At 57.6% G+C, this 22,463-nt stretch carries 17 protein-coding genes; 6 read left to right on the top strand and 11 right to left on the bottom strand.

Features of this window, described 5'->3' with window-relative positions; translation table 11 throughout:
• Positions 1-10 precede the first annotated feature (10 nt).
• The 3 genes from Q0650_RS09940 to Q0650_RS09930 are packed head-to-tail and all read right to left on the bottom strand — an operon-like array spanning position 11 to position 3,123.
• Positions 11-685, bottom strand: coding sequence for an LON peptidase substrate-binding domain-containing protein (locus Q0650_RS09940; protein ID WP_298818482.1), 675 nt, complete (start codon positions 683-685; stop codon positions 11-13).
• A gap of 5 nt (positions 686-690) precedes the next feature.
• On the bottom strand, positions 691-1,887 hold the full coding sequence (gene argJ, locus Q0650_RS09935) for a bifunctional glutamate N-acetyltransferase/amino-acid acetyltransferase ArgJ (protein ID WP_298818480.1): 1,197 nt from the start codon (positions 1,885-1,887) through the stop codon (positions 691-693).
• Between the two features lie 33 nt (positions 1,888-1,920).
• A complete protein-coding gene (locus Q0650_RS09930) occupies positions 1,921-3,123 on the bottom strand; it encodes a class I SAM-dependent rRNA methyltransferase (RefSeq protein WP_298818478.1) in 1,203 nt (400 codons plus the stop codon).
• 213 nt (positions 3,124-3,336) lie between these two features.
• On the opposite strand from Q0650_RS09930, the gene Q0650_RS09925 reads away from it, so the two are divergent.
• The 5 genes from Q0650_RS09925 (at position 3,337) to Q0650_RS09905 (ending at position 7,934) form a co-directional block, all read left to right on the top strand.
• Positions 3,337-4,317 carry an aldo/keto reductase gene (locus Q0650_RS09925; RefSeq protein WP_298818476.1) on the top strand — a complete coding sequence of 327 codons (981 nt, stop codon included), beginning with the start codon at positions 3,337-3,339 and terminating at the stop codon, positions 4,315-4,317.
• A gap of 82 nt (positions 4,318-4,399) precedes the next feature.
• Complete coding sequence (locus tag Q0650_RS09920; RefSeq protein ID WP_298818474.1) at positions 4,400-5,359, top strand: threonine/serine dehydratase; 960 nt, start codon at positions 4,400-4,402, stop codon at positions 5,357-5,359.
• Positions 5,360-5,790: 431 nt separating this feature from the next.
• Complete coding sequence (locus tag Q0650_RS09915; RefSeq protein ID WP_298818472.1) at positions 5,791-6,060, top strand: hypothetical protein; 270 nt, start codon at positions 5,791-5,793, stop codon at positions 6,058-6,060.
• A complete protein-coding gene (rsgA, locus tag Q0650_RS09910) occupies positions 6,044-7,018 on the top strand; it encodes a ribosome small subunit-dependent GTPase A (RefSeq protein ID WP_298818470.1) in 975 nt (324 codons plus the stop codon). Before Q0650_RS09915 ends, rsgA begins: the two co-directional genes overlap by 17 nt.
• A 355-nt stretch (positions 7,019-7,373) precedes the next feature.
• A complete protein-coding gene (locus tag Q0650_RS09905; RefSeq protein WP_298818468.1) occupies positions 7,374-7,934 on the top strand; it encodes a GNAT family N-acetyltransferase in 561 nt (186 codons plus the stop codon).
• A gap of 66 nt (positions 7,935-8,000) precedes the next feature.
• Here the strand turns inward: Q0650_RS09905 and Q0650_RS09900 are convergent, their stop codons facing one another.
• Both Q0650_RS09900 and Q0650_RS09895 read right to left on the bottom strand, forming a co-directional pair.
• The gene (locus Q0650_RS09900) at positions 8,001-9,278 is read right to left on the bottom strand and encodes a glycosyltransferase family 4 protein (protein ID WP_298818466.1); all 1,278 of its coding nucleotides are present in this window, start codon (positions 9,276-9,278) and stop codon (positions 8,001-8,003) included.
• 272 nt (positions 9,279-9,550) lie between these two features.
• Entirely contained in the window at positions 9,551-11,635 is a 2,085-nt protein-coding gene (locus Q0650_RS09895; protein ID WP_298818464.1) for a thioredoxin domain-containing protein, read from the bottom strand.
• 160 nt (positions 11,636-11,795) lie between these two features.
• Between Q0650_RS09895 and gyrA the strand changes: the two genes are divergently transcribed.
• Positions 11,796-14,264, top strand: coding sequence for a DNA gyrase subunit A (gyrA, locus tag Q0650_RS09890; RefSeq protein WP_298818462.1), 2,469 nt, complete (start codon positions 11,796-11,798; stop codon positions 14,262-14,264).
• Positions 14,265-14,603: 339 nt separating this feature from the next.
• On the opposite strand, the gene Q0650_RS09885 is transcribed toward gyrA, so the two are convergent.
• Genes Q0650_RS09885 through Q0650_RS09860 form a run of 6 tightly spaced genes read right to left on the bottom strand, consistent with a single transcriptional unit; the run spans position 14,604 to position 22,459 of the window.
• Entirely contained in the window at positions 14,604-15,938 is a 1,335-nt protein-coding gene (locus Q0650_RS09885; protein ID WP_298818460.1) for a YbbR-like domain-containing protein, read from the bottom strand.
• Positions 15,935-16,765: a diadenylate cyclase CdaA gene (gene cdaA, locus Q0650_RS09880; RefSeq protein WP_298818458.1), complete on the bottom strand. Its 831-nt coding sequence runs from the start codon at positions 16,763-16,765 to the stop codon at positions 15,935-15,937. Before cdaA ends, Q0650_RS09885 begins: the two co-directional genes overlap by 4 nt.
• 2 nt (positions 16,766-16,767) lie before the next feature.
• Positions 16,768-20,043, bottom strand: a complete 3,276-nt coding sequence (locus tag Q0650_RS09875; protein WP_298818456.1) for a tetratricopeptide repeat protein — start codon at positions 20,041-20,043, stop codon at positions 16,768-16,770.
• A gap of 25 nt (positions 20,044-20,068) precedes the next feature.
• Positions 20,069-20,998 (bottom strand): ornithine carbamoyltransferase, encoded by a 930-nt coding sequence (argF, locus tag Q0650_RS09870; RefSeq protein WP_298818454.1) that lies wholly within the window; start codon positions 20,996-20,998, stop codon positions 20,069-20,071.
• A 23-nt stretch (positions 20,999-21,021) separates the two neighbouring features.
• Complete coding sequence (locus Q0650_RS09865; protein WP_367280809.1) at positions 21,022-21,705, bottom strand: ATP-binding protein; 684 nt, start codon at positions 21,703-21,705, stop codon at positions 21,022-21,024.
• 46 nt (positions 21,706-21,751) lie between these two features.
• Entirely contained in the window at positions 21,752-22,459 is a 708-nt protein-coding gene (locus Q0650_RS09860; protein ID WP_367280808.1) for a DnaD domain-containing protein, read from the bottom strand.
• Positions 22,460-22,463 lie beyond the last annotated feature (4 nt).

The raw sequence follows: 22,463 nt of genomic DNA, 5'->3' as shown, positions 1-22,463 counted from the left end.
GCTGTGTGGACTAGTTGAGACTATTCCAGCCGCCAAACATACTCTGCGGATCGAAACCCTGCGGGCCGCGTGGCAGGATGGCGAGTTCGGTGCGCAGAGCCTTGATCAGCCCCCGCAGTCGTCCGGTCACATCGGCTTCGAGCCAGCGCTGTTTTTGCGCCGGATCGATCTGAAGTCGGTCAGCCAGCGCGTAGCTCAGCCGAATCGGTTCCAGGGGCAGCTCTTCAACATCAATCTCAACTCCGGTAATGGTTGCCACGCGCTCCCAGTAGCGGCGATATGTGTCGCGCAATTCGGTGGCGGCTGCCAGGGTTTGTTCATCGACTCGATCAGGCAGGAGCTTGACTTGCGCAACCAGATAAGGTGTTTTCTCGGTGATGGTGGCAATCCGAAACCGTTTTTGCCCGACGACATGTAACAGGTAACGACCATCCTCCAGGCGGATATGCTCTTGAATGAGCGCGATGGTGCCAACGTCGTAAGGTTCCGGGGCGATAGCCATCCGCCGGCCTTCAATCACTTCATGACCGCGCCGCAACAAAACGATTCCAAATGGCTGTTGGGTTGACAGGCAACGCCCGATCATCAGCCGATAGCGCTCCTCGAAGATGTGCAAATTCATGTCGCCACCGGGAAAGAGCAATGAACCAAGCGGAAACAATGGCAACGTCAACGTCTGTTCCATACAGATTATCCATCCGTCCAGGTGCAGGTCCAGACGGTTGTCTCGGCCAGCCCCATGTTCAGGTCGATGGTCAATTCAATTTCCGGGCCGGACATCGTCTGCACCAGGGCCATTGGGTCAAAGGGCGTAGGCGTGCCACGCAGCATAACCGGTACCGAACCGATACGCAAATCGAGCAGATCGGGGCGCAGTTCAACCATGCTGGCGCCAATTGCAGCCAGTAGCGCTCCCCAATCGGATGAACTGCGGCGGCAGGCGGAGCGCACCGAGCCGGATCGAGCTACAGTGTGGGCGATTGTCTGCGCAGCAGTTTCGTTGACGGCGCCTTGCACGACAACCTTTATTACTTTGCCGGCGCCGGCGGCGTCACGCACGATCTGGCTGGCCAGGTCGGCGCAGAGATAATCGAGCGCCTCTTGAAACAGGCCGAATTCCCAGGTACTCGAATCGGTGATCGGTGGGTGATCGATGGCGCCATTTGCCAGCATGATAACACTATCGTTCGGGCTGCAATCACCGTCAATATTGAGGCGGTTAAACGAGCGCTCAACACTTTGATGCAGCGCGCGTTGCAAAAGCGGCTGGCTGATGGCGAGATCGGTTGTGATCACGGCCAACATCGTGGCCAGCCGCGGATGGATCATGCGTGTGCCTTTTGCCATCCCGGCGAGCGTAAAACGAGGCCCGTTGCGCAGAGAGACGCGCAGGACGCGCTCTTTGGGGCGGGTATCGGTAGTGAGAATGGCGAGCGCGGCCCGGCGTCCGCCGTTACTATCAAGCTCACTCACAGCGCGGCGAATGCCGTTGCGCATCCGCTGCATCGGCAAAGGTACGCCGATCAATCCGGTTGACATAAGTAACACCGAATCGCGCGGCACCTCCAGTTCGTCGGCGGTAATCTTAGCGCATTCGATGGCGTCATTCAGACCAGCTTGACCGGTGCCGGCATTCGCCTGGCCAGCGTTAATCAGCACTGCGCGGATCGCATCGTGATTGCGCAGTAAAATCGCTTGACTGAGAAATACTGGCGCAGCTTTAAACACACTGGTGGTAAACAGCGCAGCGGCGCGGCATGGATATTGTGAATAGACCAGCGCCAGATCGCGCGCTTTGCTCCCCTCTTTCAGACCGGCAGAGACACCGGTAGCGCGAAAGCCGGTTGGGCTGGCGATATGACCATCTTCAAAGATTGTGAAATTCATAGCGGCTCTACGCTCAACAAGAATATCACTAGTTTACCACACCCGGCAGATGAATCCTTTCAGGTATTCAGACTCGGGAAAACTGAGCAGCACCGGATGATCCGGGGCCTGGGTTAAACGTTCCAGAATCTGTACGTCGCGTCTGGCATCGACTGCGGCGCTAAAGATGACTTTTTGGAAGAGATCGGCTGAAACCAATCCGGAACAGCTAAATGTGGCCAGAATGCCACCGGGACGAATCAGATGCAGCGCCTGTAAGTTAATATCTTTGTATCCGCGTGTAGCCCGTTCAAGATGAGCCTGCTGATAAGCAAATTTGGGTGGATCGAGGATGATTGCGTCAAACTGGCGTTGTTCGCTGCGATACCGGCGCAGGATATGAAAAGCGTCGCCTTCCACAAATTCGGCTGGCGTGGTGATGTTGTTCAGGCGCAGATTTTCACCTGCCAGCGTCAGCGCGTCGGCGCTAGCGTCGAGCAGGGTCAATCGGCGCGCTCCGGCGCGGGCAGCGGCGAGGGCAAAACCACCGGCATATGAGAAGCAATCGAGTATGTCTGCGTCAGTGCAGTATGCGCCAACCCGCGCATGATTGATGGCCTGATCGAGGTAGATACCGGTCTTTTGACCGGCGGGCAAATCGGCAAACATCCGAATGCCGCTGGCCGGTTGGCCGAGCGCAGTGATTGGAGTGACCGGCATGCGGGGTGGCATTTCACCCCAGCGCAAGCCGACTGCTGGCAGCAAATCTTCTTTTTCGCGCACATCGGCATCGCTGCGCTCGTAGATACCCCGTGGCGCAAGCAGATCGACCAGCGCCGCTACTACCTGATCGACGCGCGTGGCCATCGCCTGGGTCAAGAGCTGGATGACCAGGTAGCAGCCATAGCGGTCAACGATCAGGCCCGGCAGCCCATCCGACTCGCTAAAGACAAGGCGACAGGCAATTGCAGGATTGATCAGCCATTGCTCGCGCCCACTGACTGCGCGGGTGATTGTGTCGCGCAACCAAGTTTCATCGAGCGGTTGATTGGCATCCCAGGTGGCAAGGCGCACGCGCAACTGGGAACTACTGCTCCAGAAGCCGCGGGCTAGCCAGCTTCCGTCATGAGCGCAGACTTCAACCACCTCGCCGGGGGCGGGGTTGCCGGAAACGCGGGCGATTGCGCCTGAGAAGACCCACGGATGCCGTTGTAGAATTGGTCGTTCACGACCAGGACGAACAATAATAGTTGCCATAGTAGGCTTACTCTATCACGCGCCTGCGGCCCGGTCAAGCTGCCTGCGCGCCGGCAGGTCGTTCTGCTCCCCAGTGATCATAGAGAGGGTCTGGCGAGATAGCCGCAATGCGTTCCAAATGCTTGCAGGATGTTGGATGTTTGCAACCTGACGAAGAACTTTTGTTATGATACGATTGTCTCCCGCTTTCATTGCGCATCAAGGAGTCAGCTTATGCAGTATACTCGTTTCGGTTCAACCGGCATGCAGGTCTCGCGGATCTGTCTCGGTTGTATGAGCTACGGTTCGCCGGCGTGGCGCGAATGGGTGCTTGATGAAGCTGCCAGCCGGCCATTCATCTTCCGCGCCCTGGAACTCGGTATCAACTTCTTCGACACTGCCGATATGTATTCGCTGGGTATGAGCGAAGAGATTCTGGGGCGCGCGATCCGCGATTCTGGTTTTCGACGCGAGGAACTGGTTATTGCGACCAAGGTCTACCAGCCGATGAGCGACCGACCTAACGATCGTGGTCTCTCGCGCAAGCATATTATGCAGGCGATTGATGCTTCGCTGCGTCGATTGGGAATGGATTATGTTGATGTGTATCAGATCCATCGCTGGGATTACGAGACGCCGATTGAAGAGACGCTTGAGGCGTTGAACGACGTAGTGCGCGCAGGCAAGGCGCTCTATATCGGCGCGTCGAGCATGTTTGCCTGGCAACTGGCGAAAGCGCTCGGCATTCAGGAGCGGCGCGGTTGGGCACGGTTTGTTTCGATGCAAAACCACCTCAACCTTGTCTATCGCGAAGAAGAGCGCGAGATGTTACCGCTCTGTCGCGATGCCGGGCTGGCAGTGATCCCCTGGAGTCCGCTCGCGCGCGGCTTCCTGACCGGTAACCGACCGCAGGGAACCGGCGCGGCAACGGTGCGTGGTCGCTCTGACACCATTTCCCACGCGATGTACGATGCCAGCGACTATGTTATCGTCGAGCGGGTGAGCGAGATTGCCCGCGAGCACGGGGTGAGCAATGCTCAGATTGCCCTGGCGTGGCTGTTGCATAAGCCGGAAGTGACTGCACCGATCATTGGCGCGACCAAGATGTATCAGCTTGAAGAGGCAGTGGCTGCGCTTGAGGTGCAATTGACCCCTGAGGAGATTCAACGGCTAGAGGAACCGTACCGACCAAAACCGATTCGCGGTCATGCCTGATCCTGAAGTGGTCCAGGCCCGGCACTGTCGTGCCTGGGCAGCCTTGTTGCCGCAGCGATCGATTGTTATGACAGGAATCGCAATGACTCTATCTGTTACCCCTGCCGACATCCTGGCTGCGCGCCATCGCATAGCCGGTATTGCGCAACCAACGCCACTCGAATTGAGTCGGCCATTGAGCGCTATCGTGGGAGCGGAAGTCTGGCTTAAGCTCGAACTGGCGCAGGTTACCGGCAGTTTTAAGCTGCGCGGGGCTACCAATGCGTTGCGTCAGTTGCCGCTCGATGCGCATATTGTGGCGTGTTCGGCAGGCAATCATGCGCTGGGAGTTGCGCACGCGGCAGCAATGACCGGCCACCGCGCTACATTAGTGGTTCCAGTCACCGCTTCTACAGCTAAGGTAGCAGCGCTACGCCGGTATCCGGTTGAGCTGATCTTGCGCGGTGATAGCTACGATGCGGCTGAAGCTGAAGCGCTGCGGCTGGCGGCTGAAAACGGCTGGCAGTTTGTTTCACCCTACAACGATCCGGCAGTGATTGCCGGTCAGGGGACGCTGGCAATTGAAGTGTGGGAAGCGCTCCCTGACGCTGATACAGTGATTGTAGCGGTCGGCGGCGGTGGATTGGCCGCCGGCGTTGGGATCTGGGTGAAAGCGATCAATCCGCGCGCGCGCATTATTGGTGTGCAAGCGACTGCGTCAGCCGCGATGGCCGCTGCCTTACGCGCTGGCAACGTGGTGACTATCACCGATCGGCCAACCCTGGCCGATGGTCTTGCCGGTGGGATCGATCCGGCAACGATCACCCTCCCGATCTTGCAACGAGTGCTTGACGAGATGGTATTGGTCGATGAGGTAGCCATCGCGCGGGCCATGCGCTGGTTGTTTGAGGAACACCATCTGATCGCTGAAGGCAGTGCCGCTGTGCCTCTGGCGGCGTTGCTGGAAGGACAGATCGGTAACTTGCAGGGGCGCAAAGTGGTTGCGCTGGTCTGTGGGCGGAATGTTGCCGGTGAAGTGTGGCAGCAGGTGATAAATGGGTGATCCGAATCATAGCGCCGAATTCACCTTCCATTGCAATTTGAAGCAGTTGGTATATCTGCCGGTATACGTGAACAGATATACCACCTTCGACCTATTGACAGGTGCATTCAGGCGTGCTATGCTGCACAGGCAAATGTTCGTATTCGGCTAGAGGAGGAGTCAAATGACACCGATATTCAATCTCGCTACACCAATTGTCAGAGTCTTGATGGTGTCGAGCGACTCCGCTGACGCAGAAGGGGCTTCTCACAGCACGAGCTAAACAGGATCAACCTGGAAGACCGGCGGGCTGTGGGAAGCAAGATAGCGCCTGCAGCCCGCCTTATGTTTGGCTGTGGCGCAGCGTGTGGGCCACAGCCTTTTTGTTCCCTTCACGTAGCGGACGTTCGATGAAGCAGGGCAATCAATGCCGATAGAAAGGGTTTACTCAGATGGAAGACCATAACGCCATCGGTACTGCTCGCCATCGTTTTCAAACGCTAAACGTGGAGGGAACAGCAGTGATTATTCTTGAGCGTGATGGCTCATTATCATACTATCCGCCTCCTTCGGGGCGCCAACAACAAGCGCAAACGACACTATATGCGGCCACTCCCAACGCTCTGCCGTCGGCGTCGTTGATTGAACGGATTGTGTCGATGGCCTTCGATCTGCTAGGAGTTCATCGTCTGGAGGTGCGCATCGATGAGTCTGAGTCGTAAAGTTGCTGCCGAACTGATCGAACCACCGCCGTCAGAAGCTGCTAACCGGTTGATCGGCGCAGTTTTGCGGGCGCAAAGTGGTTTCTTCTGGGTCAAAACTGAGCAAGGCGTGCTTGAATGTCGCCTGCGGGGACGGCTGAAGAAGGAGCGGCAAGCGACCGATCTGGTAGTGATTGGTGATCAGGTAGAAGTAACACCGGTGGGCAATGGTCAGGGAGCGATTGAAGCGGTTTTGCCGCGTCGTAGCCGGCTGGCGCGCCGCGCCGCCGGGTCGCGCGGAGCTTATAAAGAGGACGTGATTGTTGCCAACGTTGATCAGGTATTGCTGGTCTTTGCTTGCGCCAAACCCGATTTCACCCCACGCATGCTCGACCGCTACCTGGTGATCTGCGAGCATAGCGAGCTGCCGGTGATTATTGTTGCCACCAAGATCGATCTCGTTGGTCGTGAAACCGCAGCGGCGATGTTTCAGCCCTATGAGCAGATCGGTTATCCTGTCGTCTACACCAGCATCGTTAGCGGTGAAGGGATTGCCGAACTGCGCGACCGACTGGCCGGTAAGATCAGTGTTGTCACCGGTAAGTCAGGGGTAGGCAAGAGTAGTTTGCTCAACGCTATTCAGCCTGGTCTTAACCTGCGCACTGGCGAAGTGAGTGAACGTTTGACCAAAGGTCGTCACACTACGACCGTCGCCGAACTCATCCCGCTCGATATGCCGGGTGGCGGTTATGTTGCCGATACGCCGGGTATTCGTGAGATTGGCTTGTGGAACCTGCCACCGAAAGATCTGGCCTGGTGCTTCCGCGAATTTCGTCCCTTCCTCGATGGGTGTTATTTTGCTGGCTGCACCCATTTACACGAACCAAATTGCGCAGTGCGTGCCGCAGTCGAGCGCGGTGAGATTTCGTCTGCGCGCTACGATAGTTATGCTCGCTTGATGCAAAGCGAGGATGCGTAAGATCGGGACTGCTCCGGGGTGTGAATGGCTGGGACGTTGAACCGCCAGAGCAAATGCGGCTCGTTCACGCGCAGTTGGCGCAGCAAGCATGCGTCATCGTTCATCTGGGTGATTGGGATAGTGTAGCGAGGCGCTGCGCGCTCTGGCTCGTGCCAGGCACGCAGGCTGGAGAGGCGACGTATACCTGTCCCCGCTCATCTCCTGTAACAGTGCGCCGTCCTTGTTCAAGGTTGTAGCGAGATGCTGCAAGTTCCAGTTTCAGCGGAGAAAATCGCGCTGCGACGCCTCTCCCACATTTCGCTGCGCATTGCGGTCTCCTGCCGTTGGTTTTAGTTGAGCTGTCACGAGGAAGAAAATGAGCAACCAATCGCGACCGCGACCTGTCATTATGGCGGGTGAAAGGGTGTTTCTCAGTCATGTCTTTGCCGAAGATGCGCCATTGCTGGCGCAGTGGTTTGCCGATCTAGAGCTGACAGCGCTGTTGGGTTTGCAGGGACGTAGCTTTACCCTTGAGCAAGAACAACAGTGGATCGCGGCAAATAATGCCGATCGTGATGACCAGCGCGCATTTGCGATTGTTTTGCGTGACGGTGAGCAACTTATTGGTACATGTAGTTTATTCCATATTAATTTATTGCATGGCATTGCCGGGCCAGGCATTGCCATTGGCAATGAAGCTATGTGGGGATGTGGCTACGGTCGCGAAGCTGTGCAGTTACTGGTCGAGTACGGTTTTCGCTATCTCAACCTCTACAGTATTCATCTGTGGGTGCATGGCTTCAACGAGCGCGCCTATCGCTCCTACTTGCGCGCAGGATTTCGTGAAGCGGGTCGTCTGCGCGGAGCAACGCTCCTGGATGGGCGGCGTTATGATCGGATTTTGATGGAATTGACGAGGAATGACCAGGCGGACTGAGCGACCATTGGACGGATGATGATGCTGGCGTGAAGAGAGTAGAGCCGTTGCACTGCAACAGCTCTACTAAAAACGACGGCGTTCTGCCGCTACCTCATCATACAACGGTCTGATCCGCCGGTAGACGGCATCCCAGGTCAGTTCGCGCAATGCGCGCGCTTGTCCGGCTGCGCCCATCGCCTGCGCCAGCGCGCGATCGCGCAGCAAACGATCGATGGCAGCGGCAATGGCCGGCACATCGCCAAACGGCACCAGCAAGCCATCAGTTCCGTGTCGGATCACTGCGGGTACCCCGCCGGCCCGCGCGCCGATCACCGGCACACCATTGCACCAGGCTTCGAGATAGGTGATACCAAAGCTGTCGGTGCGCGATGGTTGCACGTAGACCGCAGCGGCAGCCAGCGCATCGCGGCGCGTAGCGTTATCGATGTATCCCAGTATGCGCACACGCGCCTGCTCAGATGGGGTCAGCGCCGCTACTGCCGCATTGAAACCGCCAAAAGCCGGGCCACACTGTACCCATACCGCTTCACTGCCCTGGGCCCACAGGCGTCGCATGGCGTCCAGCGTATGTACGGCTCCCTTGTCGAAGGCGGCCACCCCCAGGCTCAGCACCACCGGTTCGTTAATATTGTGGATAGCGCAAAACCGTTTGCCGTCGCCGCCGGTGACTTCGGCAGGGTTCACGCCGGCTCCCACTGTAGTGATATGTTCAGCGGGTACGCCGCGGCGAATGAGATAGGCCCGCTCGAGATCGGTCATTGTCAGCACGTGATTCGCCTGGCGTAGCAGATCGATCTGGTGCGGCATCGCATAGTAACGCACCACTTGTTCGTTCCCCGGCTCGCCGAGATGAACGAACGGCGTGCAGAGATGAGGAGTGCCTCTTTGTTGCGCCCAACGCGCTACCGGGATCAAAGCAAAGTCGAGCGTAATGTTGGTCGTGTGTACCAGTGCCACATCAGCCAGCGCTGGATCGGCCAGGGTCGCGACCAGATCGGGTAATTGAGGGGTCAATGTGGCCAGTCGCCGCAACAGAGGTATGCCAGGCCGGCCAATGCGACCAACCTCGACCATCAGCCGACGGATAATCGGGTAGATCAGCGAGGGGCCAGGCAGACGACGCACTGCTAGCCGTCGGATCTGCACGCCATCGCGCGAGCCGATTGGTTCGGCAATATGCCGTTTCCCTGCCATCCAGAGATGTTCGAGATCGAAGGCATCGGTTGCCAGTACCGTCACGCGATGCCCTTCGGCAGCCAGTCGCGCGCCGATTTCCTGAAAATAGCGCGCTGCGCCACTCGGCGCAGGCCAGTAGAGTTGAACGACATGCAAGATGTGCATAGATGATGTTGCCGCAGTAGAGTTGAACGACATGCAAGATGTGCATAGATGATGTTGCCGCAGAGGTCTTAAGCGCGTCGCAAACCGCTGAACGTTCACACTGCCCGCATTATGCCACAGGCCAGTCGTTGCCGGCGCAGGTGCCCGGTCAGACGACTGGCCTGGCAGTTGGGCGTGGGCCTGCCTGTTGAAGTGTCTCTACCCACCCAACTGGGCTTGCAACGCGGTCAAGCAGACCGATAACGCGCATTAAACGTGAAGTTGAAGTGTCTCTACCCACCCAACTGGGCTTGCAACGCTGCTGGAGTTGTAACCGGCAACTGGCAGGTAAACTGCTCGCACAGGTAGGCAGTTGGCTGGCCGTCGATCATCGTCCGACCGACGAAGAGTGGGCTGATGCTCGTAATCGGATCGCCAGGAGCGGCGCGGGCGATAACCAATCGGGGCCGATACGCAGCGCGCGCAGTCATCACCAAAGCCTGCGTGGCCGGATGGTCAGGCGGGCCGATAATGGCCAGCTCGCGAGTTGGTCCAACCGCCACGTCGGCGGCGCACAGCATCCGGCCAAAACCAAGCGGAAAACGGCTCAACATCGGCGCCGTCTGTTGTAATACTTGCTCGGCCCGGGTCGCGTACAGATCATTCCCGGTGATAGCGTACAGGCGTAGCAGCGCCATTGTGGCTGCTGAAGAACCGGATGGTGTTGCGCTATCGCTCAGATCGCGCGGGCGCGTCACCAGTGCCGGCTGATCGTTGCCGGTATCGAAAAACATCCAGGCCTGGCCATCCCAGAAGAGATCGAGCATTGCGTCGGCCAGCTCAATTGCCGTCATCAGGTAGCGAGTTTCGCCGCTGGCGGCGTGCAATTCAAGCAAAGCATCGCATAGCAAGGCATAGTCGTCGAGAAAACCAGCCGGACCCTGGCGACCGTCCTTCCAGCTTCGCAACAATCGACCGTCGGTGCGCCGCAGATTGGCGAGCAGGAAATCGGCGCACTGCCGGGCCGCAGGCAGATATTCCGGCGCGCGCGCGCTAGCGGTCGCTAAAGCGCGAATGGCCAGCGCATTCCATGCGGTGATAATCTTCTCATCGCGGAAGGGGCGAGGGCGGTGTTCACGGAAGGCGCGCAGGATCGGCCTGGCCCGAGCCACAGTCGCTTCAACCCGTTCGACCGACACTCCCAGCATAGCTGCCACTGCTGACGGTGGCCGGGGCACATACAAAATTGACTTGCCTTCAAAATTCCCGTGCCGTGTCACACCATAATAGGCGCTGACCAGCGCTGCATCGTCGCCTAAGGCTGCCCGCAATTCGTCAGGCGTCCAGACATAAAATGCACCCTCTTCAGCGTGAGCAGCTCCTGGCGCCGGCAGGCTATCGGCGTCTTCGCTGCTGAAAAAGGCGCCATCAGGATGGCGCAGATCGCGCAACAGATAAGCAAAAGTTTCATCGGCGATCCGGGTCAGGAAAGGATCACTGGTGACCAGTGACGCCAGATGATACACCTCGGCTAGCAGCGCGTTGTCGTAGAGCATCTTCTCAAAATGAGGCACCAGCCAGCGCGAGTCGACACTGTAGCGATGGAAGCCACCGCCAATCTGGTCGTACATACCACCGCGTGCCATCTGTTCGAGCGTCTGATGCAGCATCGGCAGCGCCTGTACATCACCGCGCACATGGGCACGGAGCAAAAATTCCAGCACGAGCGGCTGAGGAAACTTTGGCGCGTCGCCAAAACCGCCGTACTGCGGATCAAACTCACGCCCAATGTTCGCGGCTGCAGTCATCAACAGCGCCTCATCAACGGCGGCAGTGTCAGGCAATGGCTGCGCCAATCGTTTGATATGACTTAGCAGTTCGTGGGCAGATGCCGTAACCTCGTCGCGGCGCGCGCGGTAAGCTTCGGCAATCGAGCGCAACACCTGTTTCCAGCTCGGCATGCGATAGCGGGCCGCCTTGGCATCGGGCGGGAAGTAGGTGCCGGCGTAAAATGGGGTGCCGTCAGGCAGGCAGAAGACATTGAGCGGCCAGCCGCCGCGTCCTGTGAGCGCCTGCGCCGCCGCCATGTAAATATTGTCGAGATCGGGCCGCTCTTCGCGATCGACTTTGATATTGATAAAGTGCTCGTTCTGGATCGCGGCTACCTCAGGGTCGGCAAAACTCTCGTGGGCCATCACATGGCACCAGTGGCAGGCGGCATAGCCAATGCTAACCAGAATTGGCTTATCTTCGCGCCGGGCGCGTTCAAGCGCCTCTTCACCCCAGGGATACCAATCGACGGGATTATCGGCATGTTGTTGCAGGTAAGGGCTAGCCTCGTAGGCCAGCCGGTTCAGTGGACGCGCTCCGGCATTCATTGCTCCTCCTTTCGATAGCAGGTGCTGTCTGAATTGTAGCACAACCCTGTCTGATAGAACATGTTTTCGCAACTATTCGACAAAACCTGCCAGATCAGGTATAATATCAGATGGTAAACATCGCATCATGATGCGCTAAAACCGACCAACGGAGCAATCAATGGAAATCGGCATCGTTCGGCCCGTCAGTATCACCAACGAGATGCGGACGGCCTATCTCAGTTACGCGATGAGCGTTATCGTCTCACGCGCGCTTCCCGATGCGCGTGACGGTCTCAAGCCAGTGCAGCGCCGTATCCTGTACGGCATGTGGGATATGGGCTTCCGCAGCAACCAGCCCTACAAGAAGAGTGCCCGCATTGTCGGCGATGTGCTCGGCAAGATGCACCCCCACGGCGACAGCGCAGTCTACGATGCGCTAGCCCGCATGGCGCAGCCGTGGAGTATGCGCTACCCGCTCATCGATGGTCAGGGTAACTTCGGCTCAATCGACGGTGACCCACCGGCGGCAATGCGCTATACCGAAGCCCGTCTTGCCCCAATTGCCGAAGAGCTACTCAACGAAATCGAGAAGGATACGGTCGATTTCCGCGACAACTTCGATGGCAGCTATCGCGAGCCGGTAGTGTTGCCCGCTATCTTGCCCAATCTGCTGCTCAATGGCGCATCCGGCATCGCAGTCGGCATGGCTACCAATATCCCGCCGCACAATCTGAGTGAGCTGTGCGATGCGATCAGTTATCTCATCGATCATCCGGAAGCGACGGTCGAAGAGCTGATGAAGATCATCCCCGGCCCCGATTTTCCCACTGCCGGCTTGATCCTCGGCACAGATGGCATCCTCGCTGCCTATAGCACCGGTCGCGGTCAGATTACCTTGCGCGCCAAGACTCATATCGAAGAGGCCGGACGCGGCGCATATATGATCGTCGTGACCGAATTACCCTATCAGGTAAACAAAGCCCGTTTGCAAGAGCGCATCGCCGAGCTGGTCAAAGATCGCAAGATCGAGGGAATCCGTGATGTGCGTGATGAAAGCGACCGCAATGGGATGCGGCTGGTCATTTTGCTCAAGCAAGATGCGCAACCGAAAAAGGTGCTGAATGCGCTGTACAAGCATACGCAGATGCAAACCACCTTTGGCGTCAATATGCTGGCGCTGGTCGAGCACGGGCGCCAGCCGCGCGTCTTGACGCTCAAACGGTTGCTGCAAGAGTACATCAGTCACCGCCAGGAGGTGATTCGCCGTCGTACCGAGTTCGATCTGGCCCGCGCGCGCGAACGCGCCCATATTCTCGAAGGGTTGAAGATTGCGCTTGATAATCTCGACGCTGTGATCCAGACGATCCGCAATTCGCGCACGGCTGAAAGCGCGCGCAACAATTTGATGCAAAACTTTGCTCTGACCGAACGGCAGGCCCAGGCGATCCTCGAGCTGCAATTGCGTCGGCTGGCTGCGCTTGAGCGCAAGAAGATCGAAGATGAATATCGCGAGGTGATCAAGCTGATCGCCGAGCTGGAAGACATTCTGGCCAATCCACGCAAGGTGTTGCATCTCATCCAGCAGGATTTGGCGCGACTGAAGGAAAAGTACGGCGACCCGCGACGCACGCGCATCATTCCTGACGTTACCGGTGAAGTCAGTGACGAGGATTTGATCCCTGATGTGCGGGTGATGATTACCTTCACCGATCGAGGTTATATCAAACGTCAGTTGCCTGATGCTTACCGCACTCAGCGTCGTGGTGGGCGCGGCATTAAAGGGATGCTGACCCGCGAACAGGACATTGTGCGTCACCTGTTGACGTGCAATTCGCTCGATAACCTGCTCTTCTTCACCGACCGTGGCAAGGTCTATCAGCTCAAAGCACACGAGGTGCCCGACAGCTCGCGCACTGCCAAAGGTTTGCCTCTGGTGAATCTGGTTTCACTCGAACCGGGTGAGCAGGTGACCTCAATGCTGGCTGTGCGCGAATTCGATGCCGAGTATCTTGTGATGGCAACAGTGCGCGGCAAGATCAAGCGGACACAACTGCGCGAGTATAGTCAGGTGCGCTCGAATGGTCTGATTGCAATCGGGCTGGAAGAGGGTGATGTGCTGGGTTGGGTGCGGGTGAGCCACGGTCATGAAGATATTCTGCTTACAACTGCTCGTGGTCAGACACTGCGCTTCGAGCAGAGTGAAGTGCGTCCAATGGGCCGCCCCGCCACCGGTGTGATCGGGATTAATCTGGCTGAGGGTGACCGGGTTGTCAGTATGGACCTGGCAGAGGACGGCGCCGATCTGCTGGTCGTCACCGCTCGCGGGATCGGTAAGCGCACTGCGCTCAGTGAGTATCCGGTGAAGGGGCGCGCTACCGGTGGGGTGATCACGATCAGACTGCGCAACGAACAAGATGAGGTGGCGGCTGCCGCAGTTGTACACGAGCGCTCGTTGCTGACCTTCATCACGACCGGTGGGATGGTCATGCGCACCAGCGCCAGCGAGATTTCGCGCCTGGGGCGGGCCACGCAGGGGGTGACGGTGGTAAACGTTGCGACCGGTGACCGCGTGGCTGCGCTCTCAGTGGAGGATCCGGACGAAAATGGCAATGGTTTCGCGCCAACCTTGATCGATCCAATGGGATAAGCAAAGCGCGCGAAAGAGGTGTGGAGTCAGGCGACCGGGGCGCAATACGCTGCGCCCCGGTTGCGCTCTGAGTGACCATCGCGCCGTTCGCTATCTTGCGCTCCATCATGATGCTTGCCGGTATCGACTCGACGATCTCTTTATCTTGCTCTGGGAAACGATCATCACTTTTGCATATCATCATTTGCGAGAATGTGCCAGACCAGGTGAGGCCCAATTTGGCATAAATCACCTGGTCTTTGGCGCAGCATTGAATACGGTCTTTTCGTGTCTGGCTGTAAAGTTGCTACCCACGAGAGGCAGGCAGCTCACAGCGCGCTGTGAGCCGGTTTACTCTGTTCAGGGTGATGACGAATCGGGTGTTGGAGTTAGCTCCGCCTCAGGCTCGGCAGTCGCTTCTGGTGTGGGTGAAGGTGTTGGTGTAGGGATCGGCACGATAGTTATCGTCACTTCTGGTGGCTCGCCGACGATACTCACCCCATTGGGGAGATTGGGCCGCACAGGAAATGGGTAGACTCCCGGCGCAAGGTTGCTCAAATCGAACTGAACAACTAATGGCGCAGCAGCCAGTGCCGTCAGTTGATCGCTTATCCCCGAAAAGGTGATCTCAACCACGCCAGGTTGCACCGTTGCGATCACATCACTGCGCGCGCCAGTGAGGGTGATTTCAACCGGTAGCCGCACTTGAAACGGCAAAGCGATGGGCGTGATTTCGACGGTCACGGTCACTACATCGGGTTCGCCCTGCGCCGGCGAGGTTCCGGTTGGTATGATCAACGGCGCGATCCGAACTACTGTCTCGCGCGCATCACTGATGTCAATCACTTCGGTTTGCAAGAGGCTAATCGCGTCAAGCGGACCAGAGCTACCGGTAAGGGTAATCAGTGGTGGTTCAATCTCAATCCTGCTTACGGTATAGCCGGGTGCTGGCGAGCCGATGATAAGTGGGGCAACCGGCACCAGCCGCAATCCGACTACCGGATTGATCGGGATGATCACGGTAATCGTTGCCGGTCGTACCTGTACCCCTTCGATAGGTTGATTATTGGCGTCAACCGGAGTCAGGTTGAGAGGCGCATTATAGGTGGCACGCAACTGGGCAATGTTGGCAACTGTGCGCGCGGCTACCACTCGTAAGACGCGACTTTGGGGGCCGCTGACCTCTACCGCGCGAATCATTTCGCCGTTGTAACGCAGCTCAGGCGTGCCTCGTTCGAAGCTAAATGGCGGTGAGCCGATAATTTCGAGATTGATCGGTACAGTAATGGTCTCGATTGGTTCCAGACGAACAGTAATTGTTGGCGGTTCTACCCCTTCGGATGAGACGCTAAACGAGAGATTGCTCCGAGTTGGTTGTACATTGATCGGCACTATATGATCGCCGGGACCGAGTCCGCTCAGATCGGCCACAACTCGAATGTCAACCGGACGCAATTCTGAACGCTGACGGCGATCAGTGCGTAGAGTGACATCAACTGAAGGAAAGCTGGTGGTGGGAATGCCATTGGCGTCAACGATAGCCAAATCGGTTGCCAGGCCAACAATCTGTAATGTCAAATCCTCGAACCGCGCTGTCTCTTCAGGGTTTTCGCTAAACGAAACGAACGACCAGAGGGCAAAGCTCAGGCCAAAGGCCAGTAATACGCGCAAGACCGTCGAACGCACGCCGTTCATGCTGCCCTCTTCGCTTCTGGTTCAAGCGGCACTTGCATCAAGTCAGCCAGCATTGCCCGCAGCCGACTCTCGGTCAGGTAGCTGACCAGACGACCATCACTGACCAGTGAAATGGCGCCGGTCTCTTCAGACACTACCACCGCCAGTGCATCGGTTTGTTCAGTAATACCCTTGGCGGCGCGATGGCGGGTGCCATAGCGTCGAGGTCCGGAAATGTCTTCGCTCAGTGGAAGCACCACATTGGCGGCTAGAATGCGGTTACCGCGAATGATGACAGCCATATCATGCAGCGGCGAATTAGGATAGAAGATGTTGAGTAGCAATGGCACAGAAATGCGCGAATCGATAATAACGCCGCGATCGGCAAATTCTTGCAACTGGGTGCGGCGTTCGATCACCATCAGCGCGCCAACCCCTTGCTGCGACATTTGCGCAGCAGCGCGGCTGATCACGTTAATAGTTTCGAGCAACTCAGAACGGTTAACTCCGCCGAATGGCCGCCCGAACAGATCGCTTGAGCGACCCAGGCTTTCCAGGGCGCGGCGTAACTCTGGCTGAAAGAGCACCGGAATGGCCACAATCAGCGCCGGTGAGATCACATTCACCACCAGCCAGTTGAGCAAGGTCAGGCGATCGCTGGCAATCGACGGCATCAGAAATGCGATTGCCAGCAAAATACCAACCCCACGCAACAACTGCACTGCGCGAGTACCCCGCACAATGCCCAGTAACCAGTAGAAAAACGCGGCAACGATCAAGATGTCAATCAGCGCAAAGGGCGAGGTCAGTGGATTCAGCCGCGCCCAGAGACGCTCGAACTCTACCATCGTCAACTCTGTGGCGGCGCCGGCTTTCGTTGCTCGAGCATACGATTAGCGGCGCTCAACATCGCTTCGACACGTTCCGTCTCAACACCTGGCATCTTCAACATACGGCGGCACAACTGGCTCGCCTGTCCATACTCTTCGCGCCGCATCAGCATGTCATAGAGCATAAAGTACGCTTCCAGATCTTGCTGATCGAGTCCAATAATCTGGTGCAGCTCGGCGATGGCATTATCGTAATCTCGTTGTTGAGCAAAGATACGGGCGATCTGCTTCTTCTCGCTGATCGCCTCTTTCGTGCGTCGCCCCAGCGTATGCATCAAAGCTAACCACTGGCGCGCCTCAATGTCGTTGGGTGCAATCTGGACGATGCGATCATACATCTCGCGCGCGCGTTCGTGATCGCTCATCATCCAGTAGGTCTGAGCCACTTCCTGCAACGAAGCCACAGCATCTTTCAACTGACCGGCGCGCTTCTGCAATTCGCTGACCCGCACCAGGCCTTTCAATCCCTGATCTAAATAGCCGCGCCGCAGTTGCAACCGGGCCAGCCGATTGCTCATTCCAATGTGACTTGGCGCCAATCGCGCGGCAAATTCGAGCATCTCAATTGCCCGGTCAAGCTGCTGATGCTCTTCGTAGTATGTCGCCAGTTCGTCAAGCTGCGCTAACGCCTCGGCTAATTTCCCCTGGCGGAAATAGACTTCGGCCAGCTTGGTGTAAATTGCTCGATCGTATGGCAGCAGCTTCTTTGCTTCAAGCAACGCCTGTTCGGCGCCGGTCAGATCCTCGCTCAAAGCATAGGCTTCAGCCATGCGGCGCGCGAAGTCGGCCCGCGAAGGTGGAATGGCAAATGGATGCTGAATCGCCGTCTCAGGCGATGTCTGCTCCGAGACTGCCTGACCGCGACGCAACTGATCGAGTGCCGCCTCCGCATTCCCTAAAGCGATATAACTGTCGGCTGCGGCCCGATAGACCAGCGCGGGTGGTAGCAACGGATCGGGTTCGCTTTGCAGGAGCATTTGCGCCTGTTCCAGCGAGAGCAATGCCGACTGATGCTGTTCGTGCTGTTGCTGGATGATTGCCAGCATGTAGTGCAACAGAGCGCGCTCCTCGATCAGGAGGATAGCGACATATTCGGCCTGCACAGCGGTAAAGGCGTTGGGTTGTTGACGCAACTGAGCCAGCACAGTTGCCAGCGAGTCCCAAATCACCTGGGGCTGTTCGCCCATCAGGGCCAGGGTGATATTGAGTCGGGCCAGCGCTACCGGGTCATCAGGCGATCCCAATTCAAGGGCCTGGCGGAACTCATCGAGCGCAGCTTCAAAGCGTTCCAGTTTGAGCAAGGCCAGTCCATATTGAGCGTGCGCTTCCTGATGCTGGGGTGCCCATTGCAACAGGCGGCGAAACTCTTCAAGCGCCTTATTGGTTTGACCGAGACGGAAATAGGTATTGGCAACGTGCAATAATTGAGTTACGGCCTCGTCAATCCGTCCGGTTTGTTTGAGCAACTCAGCCAACTTCGTGCGCGCATTGATTGTATCAGGTGAGAGTTCGATGAAGCGAAAGTAGACATCGATCGCCTTCTCAGCTTCACCGCGCACCCGGTAAGTTTCGATCAGCAATTGATATTTTGCCAGCGCCTCTTCAAAACGCCCCTGCCGCTCATAAATCTCGCCCATCCGCAGATGGATGGGGAGATATTCAACATTGCGGTGAATGACCTCCATGCAGGCATCGAGTGCGGCATCGAACAATTCTTGTTCGAGGTACTTCCCGCTCAACGTCAGCCATTCCGCAGTGATTTCATCAAGGCCGGTCGGATCGAGCGGTGTGGGCGGTGGAAATTTTGGTTGAAGCAGGACAGATGGCGCGCGCTCAACATCTGCTGGCGGTAACTGTTCGACAGCGGTCAGTTCATTGATAAGTGTTGGCTGATCATCGGCGCGACTACCAGAGCGAAGGAAGTCAGTAATCGGGCGAATCTTCCCCCAGCGTTCGCTGGTAGGATCAATCAACGCCGGTGCATCAGAGGGCGCCGGTGGCGGTGATGGTTGTGGTTGCAAAGCGCCGGTGCCCATCGCGCGCAGTCTGGCAAACATATTACGGTCAGCCAGCTCTTTCGATCGACTCTTAAACTCGGCGGCTCGCTCACGGCCCCAGCGTTTACTGGCGAGAAAATCGGCCAGAGTCCCATAGAGGGCTGACGCGCGCGCCAGATCGCCGAGTTGCTCGTAAATAGTAGCAGCGCTCTCGTACATGGCAATCAGATCGTCAGCCTCTGCCTTGCCGATGGTTTCGAGATCGACCAGCCCGATCGTCGTTTCAAACTCTTGCGCTGCTTGCGGCAACTGACCCAGATCGCGGTAGACCTGGCCGAGCGCAAAGTGCGCCGAGAGCGCATATTCCGAATCGCCAGCGGCGCGGGTTAACACACTCACCGCCGCTTTCAGATTGCCGCGACTCTGATAGAGCAAGCCGAGCGAATAGAGCACATCGGCCCGTTCGAGGCCGGCCTGCAATGCCTGCTCGTATAACGTGATCGCCCGTTCTTCATCGCCAGCCTGCTGGCAAGCAATCGCTTCGGTGACCAGTTGTTCTGGTTGGGAAGCTGAACCTCGCAACGCGCTCGTGGGAAGATTCGGGCGCAGACTGCTCGTACCGCGCAGCGGCGTAGCCGATTGGCCGCCGAGCTGTTCGCGCAAGCGATTCGTTAGTTCGCGGGCTACGCGGTGATTGGGCGCCAGGCGCAATGCCCATTCTGCCTCTTTTAGAGCTGCGGGCAGATCGCCCTGCGCGATCAGGCGTTGCGCCAGCTCAAGATGGGTCTCAGCCGCTTCAGGCAAAGCGCCAAAATCCTCGTAGAGCTGAGCCAGGCGACGTCGTTGTCCGTCTAGCTCTGGTTGCAGCGCAAGTAATTCGCGCAACGCTTCTGCCGCCTGCAAGGCGCGTCCCTGCGCGCTATGCAGATCAGCCAGCAGCGTGTAGGCTTCAGCCGCTGCATCAGTGTCGCCTTGCCGGCGGTAGCACTGGGCAATGTAGTCAATGTAGAAAACATTTTCTGGATCGGTCTGGTGCAGGTCACCGAAAGCCTGCAACGCTTTATCGAACCGATTGGTTTGAAAGAGGGCTACTGCCGCTGCCGCGCGCGCCTCGACATCCTGGGGAAATTCTTGCAAGGCTCGCACTGCGGCGCGGAGAGCGTCTTCCCACTGTCCTCGCGCCGATGCGTCCCGGCACTGCTCCATCGCCCGATCGAAAATTGCCCGGTTCCCTGCCATAACGCTCTTTCCACTTCTATTGGCGCTATTTCCCTAACAAGAGCAAGATAAGCGCCTTTTGCACGTGGAGGCGATTCTCTGCCTGTTCGAAAACTACTGACTGCGGCCCGTCAATCACGCCAGCCGTTACCTCTTCACCGCGGTGCGCCGGCAGACAGTGCATAGCGAGCGCGCGCGGTGCGGCGTGTGCCATGAGATCTTCATTGACCTGGTACGGTGTGAAGACCGGACGCCGGCGAGCCGCTTCGTGCTCTTGCCCCATCGATGCCCATACATCAGTATACACAGCATCGGCGCCGCTAACGGCCTCGACCGGCGAAGTGGTAATCATCAGGCTTGCATCGTGTTCTTGAGCTAGCCGTTCGGCCAGTTCGGTAATGTCGGGCGCCGGGCGGTAATCCATCGGACAACCGATGCGCACGTTAACACCGAGTGTTGCGCCGAGCAACATCAATGAGTGACAAACATTATTGCCATCGCCAACGTATGCCAGTGTCAAACCTTGCAGACGACCAAACTTCTCGCGCAGCGTCAACATGTCGGCCAGCGCCTGACAGGGATGTTCACGATCAGACAGGGCATTGATTACCGGTACGCTCGCGTAGCGGGCCAGCGTCTCGACGGTAGCGTGTTTAAAGACGCGCGCGGCGATAATGGCAACCCAGCGACTCAGGTTGCGGGCGACATCGGGCACACTTTCTCGCCCACCCATATCGATATCGTTGGCCGAAAGGTACGACGGATGGCCGCCAAGCTGAGTCATCCCCGCTTCAAACGCGACTCGTGTGCGCAGCGAGGGCTTTTCAAAGACCAGGGCCAGCGTCTGCCCAAGCAAAGGGCGATCATCGGTAACACCAGCTCGCCACGCTGCTTTCAGCGCTGCCGCCCGGTCGAGCAGCGCTTCTGCTTCAGCGCGACTCAGATCAGCCGCAGAAAGAAAATGTCGCAAACTCATGTTCGAAGTGCTTTCTGTTCTTATTAACGTTGCGTATGCGAACTATCGTTGCGCTTTCGGCGCGGATTGTACCGCTGTTCCAGGCTTAAGCGACGGTAATCGCCCGCCTCGATCAAAATTCGTTCCCGGCAAATGGCGGTATCAAACATCCGAGACAGGATGCGCGGATCAATGTCCTTCGGATCACGATTGCTGGTGATCACTGTTGGTAAAGCATAATTATACCGATGGTTCATGATCTGGTAAAGTTTTTCGCGCGCCCACGGCGTTGTGTTTTCAGTACCCAGATCATCAAGAATGAGCAACGGCACATCACGCACCAGCTCGAAACGTTCATCGTAAGCCGTTTCCGAATTGGGGCCGAACGTTGAACGCAGGTGATCGAGCAGGTCGGGCACGACGGTGAAGAGTACCGGTGTGTGACGATCCAGTGCCTCATTGGCAATCGCTGCTGCCAGATGGGTCTTGCCGCAGCCATAGCCGCCAAATAAGATCAACCAGCCCTGCGGATTCTGGGCGTATTCGTAGGCGCGCGCAAATGCTCGTTGCACGCCGGGTACCGCGCGATCGAAGGTCGCAAACGTCTTGTCGCGTAACGGCGCCAGATTTGAAAGCCGCTCCAGCTCTTCATAGCGACGGCGCTCTTTTTCCGCCTGTTTGCACCGACACGTGATCAACACGCCAAAGTTCGGATCGCCGTATGGCACGGCCAGCGTGTAATACCCGGCGCCGCGACAAATCGGACACACCGCTTCAGAGGTCGCTCTCGTCGCTTCCTCGGCGGAAGAGGTGTCCAAGCTGTCCGCTGGTATATTTTTCAATATCGATAGATCGTCCGGTTTGATACGACGCAGATTCTCGTCCATTGGCGGCCCACCTCTCCAGCATGCGCTGAATATAACGCCACGAACGGGCATTGGCCCGCACTGCTTCCCGAATGGCGTCTTCAATCCATTCGGCTGGATAACGGTCGCTGGCAGCGCGCAACTCTTCTAACAGCAGCGGTGTCACCAGCCCGATATTCTGTTCGTACAATTCGATTAACCCTGGTCGCTCGCTTATCTCCTCAAGCGGCGGCGCAATCTTGCCGGCAGCGGCCTGCGCGGCCCATTGCCGGTTTGCCGGCGTGTTAATCAGGTACCAGTTACGCGCTCGTCCGTCGAGTGGTTCGACCAGATGGAGCACCGTGCCGCGTCGCACTGCCGCTGCTAACCCTTCATCGAGCAGCTCTTCAAATGATCGGAGCGAGCTGAGCGCCTGCAATGACCGGCGCAATAGTTCGTCTTTGCGCAGATCGTCCCAACTGATCCGGCGCGGACGGCTACGCAACTGGCTGAGCCGGTAAAACAGATGCAGGGTGACTTTGAGTTCACTCGGTTTGGTGATTGCCGGCAGTACCTCGGTGAAAAATTCCGGTGGAATGCCGGTGAGCCGTTCAGTTGTGAAGCCGTCGAATGCCATGCTG

Origin of the sequence: uncultured Chloroflexus sp. (genome assembly GCF_937129525.1) — a bacterium.
In the GTDB taxonomy this organism is placed as follows: domain Bacteria; phylum Chloroflexota; class Chloroflexia; order Chloroflexales; family Chloroflexaceae; genus Chloroflexus.
Note: the sequence above shows the minus strand (reverse complement) of the source record. Positions and strands in the feature narration are given on the sequence as shown.

Excerpts from the sequence above, each read along its gene's own strand:
- Q0650_RS09940 (WP_298818482.1), bottom strand. The coding sequence starts at position 685 with ATGGAACAGACGTTGACGTTGCCATTGTTTCCGCTTGGTTCATTGCTC.
- argJ (WP_298818480.1), bottom strand. The coding sequence starts at position 1,887 with ATGAATTTCACAATCTTTGAAGATGGTCATATCGCCAGCCCAACCGGC.
- Q0650_RS09930 (WP_298818478.1), bottom strand. The coding sequence starts at position 3,123 with ATGGCAACTATTATTGTTCGTCCTGGTCGTGAACGACCAATTCTACAA.
- Q0650_RS09925 (WP_298818476.1), top strand. The coding sequence starts at position 3,337 with ATGCAGTATACTCGTTTCGGTTCAACCGGCATGCAGGTCTCGCGGATC.
- Q0650_RS09920 (WP_298818474.1), top strand. The coding sequence starts at position 4,400 with ATGACTCTATCTGTTACCCCTGCCGACATCCTGGCTGCGCGCCATCGC.
- Q0650_RS09915 (WP_298818472.1), top strand. The coding sequence starts at position 5,791 with ATGGAAGACCATAACGCCATCGGTACTGCTCGCCATCGTTTTCAAACG.
- rsgA (WP_298818470.1), top strand. The coding sequence starts at position 6,044 with ATGAGTCTGAGTCGTAAAGTTGCTGCCGAACTGATCGAACCACCGCCG.
- Q0650_RS09905 (WP_298818468.1), top strand. The coding sequence starts at position 7,374 with ATGAGCAACCAATCGCGACCGCGACCTGTCATTATGGCGGGTGAAAGG.
- Q0650_RS09900 (WP_298818466.1), bottom strand. The coding sequence starts at position 9,278 with ATGCACATCTTGCATGTCGTTCAACTCTACTGGCCTGCGCCGAGTGGC.
- Q0650_RS09895 (WP_298818464.1), bottom strand. The coding sequence starts at position 11,635 with ATGAATGCCGGAGCGCGTCCACTGAACCGGCTGGCCTACGAGGCTAGC.
- gyrA (WP_298818462.1), top strand. The coding sequence starts at position 11,796 with ATGGAAATCGGCATCGTTCGGCCCGTCAGTATCACCAACGAGATGCGG.
- Q0650_RS09885 (WP_298818460.1), bottom strand. The coding sequence starts at position 15,938 with ATGAACGGCGTGCGTTCGACGGTCTTGCGCGTATTACTGGCCTTTGGC.
- cdaA (WP_298818458.1), bottom strand. The coding sequence starts at position 16,765 with ATGGTAGAGTTCGAGCGTCTCTGGGCGCGGCTGAATCCACTGACCTCG.
- Q0650_RS09875 (WP_298818456.1), bottom strand. The coding sequence starts at position 20,043 with ATGGCAGGGAACCGGGCAATTTTCGATCGGGCGATGGAGCAGTGCCGG.
- argF (WP_298818454.1), bottom strand. The coding sequence starts at position 20,998 with ATGAGTTTGCGACATTTTCTTTCTGCGGCTGATCTGAGTCGCGCTGAA.
- Q0650_RS09860 (WP_367280808.1), bottom strand. The coding sequence starts at position 22,459 with ATGGCATTCGACGGCTTCACAACTGAACGGCTCACCGGCATTCCACCG.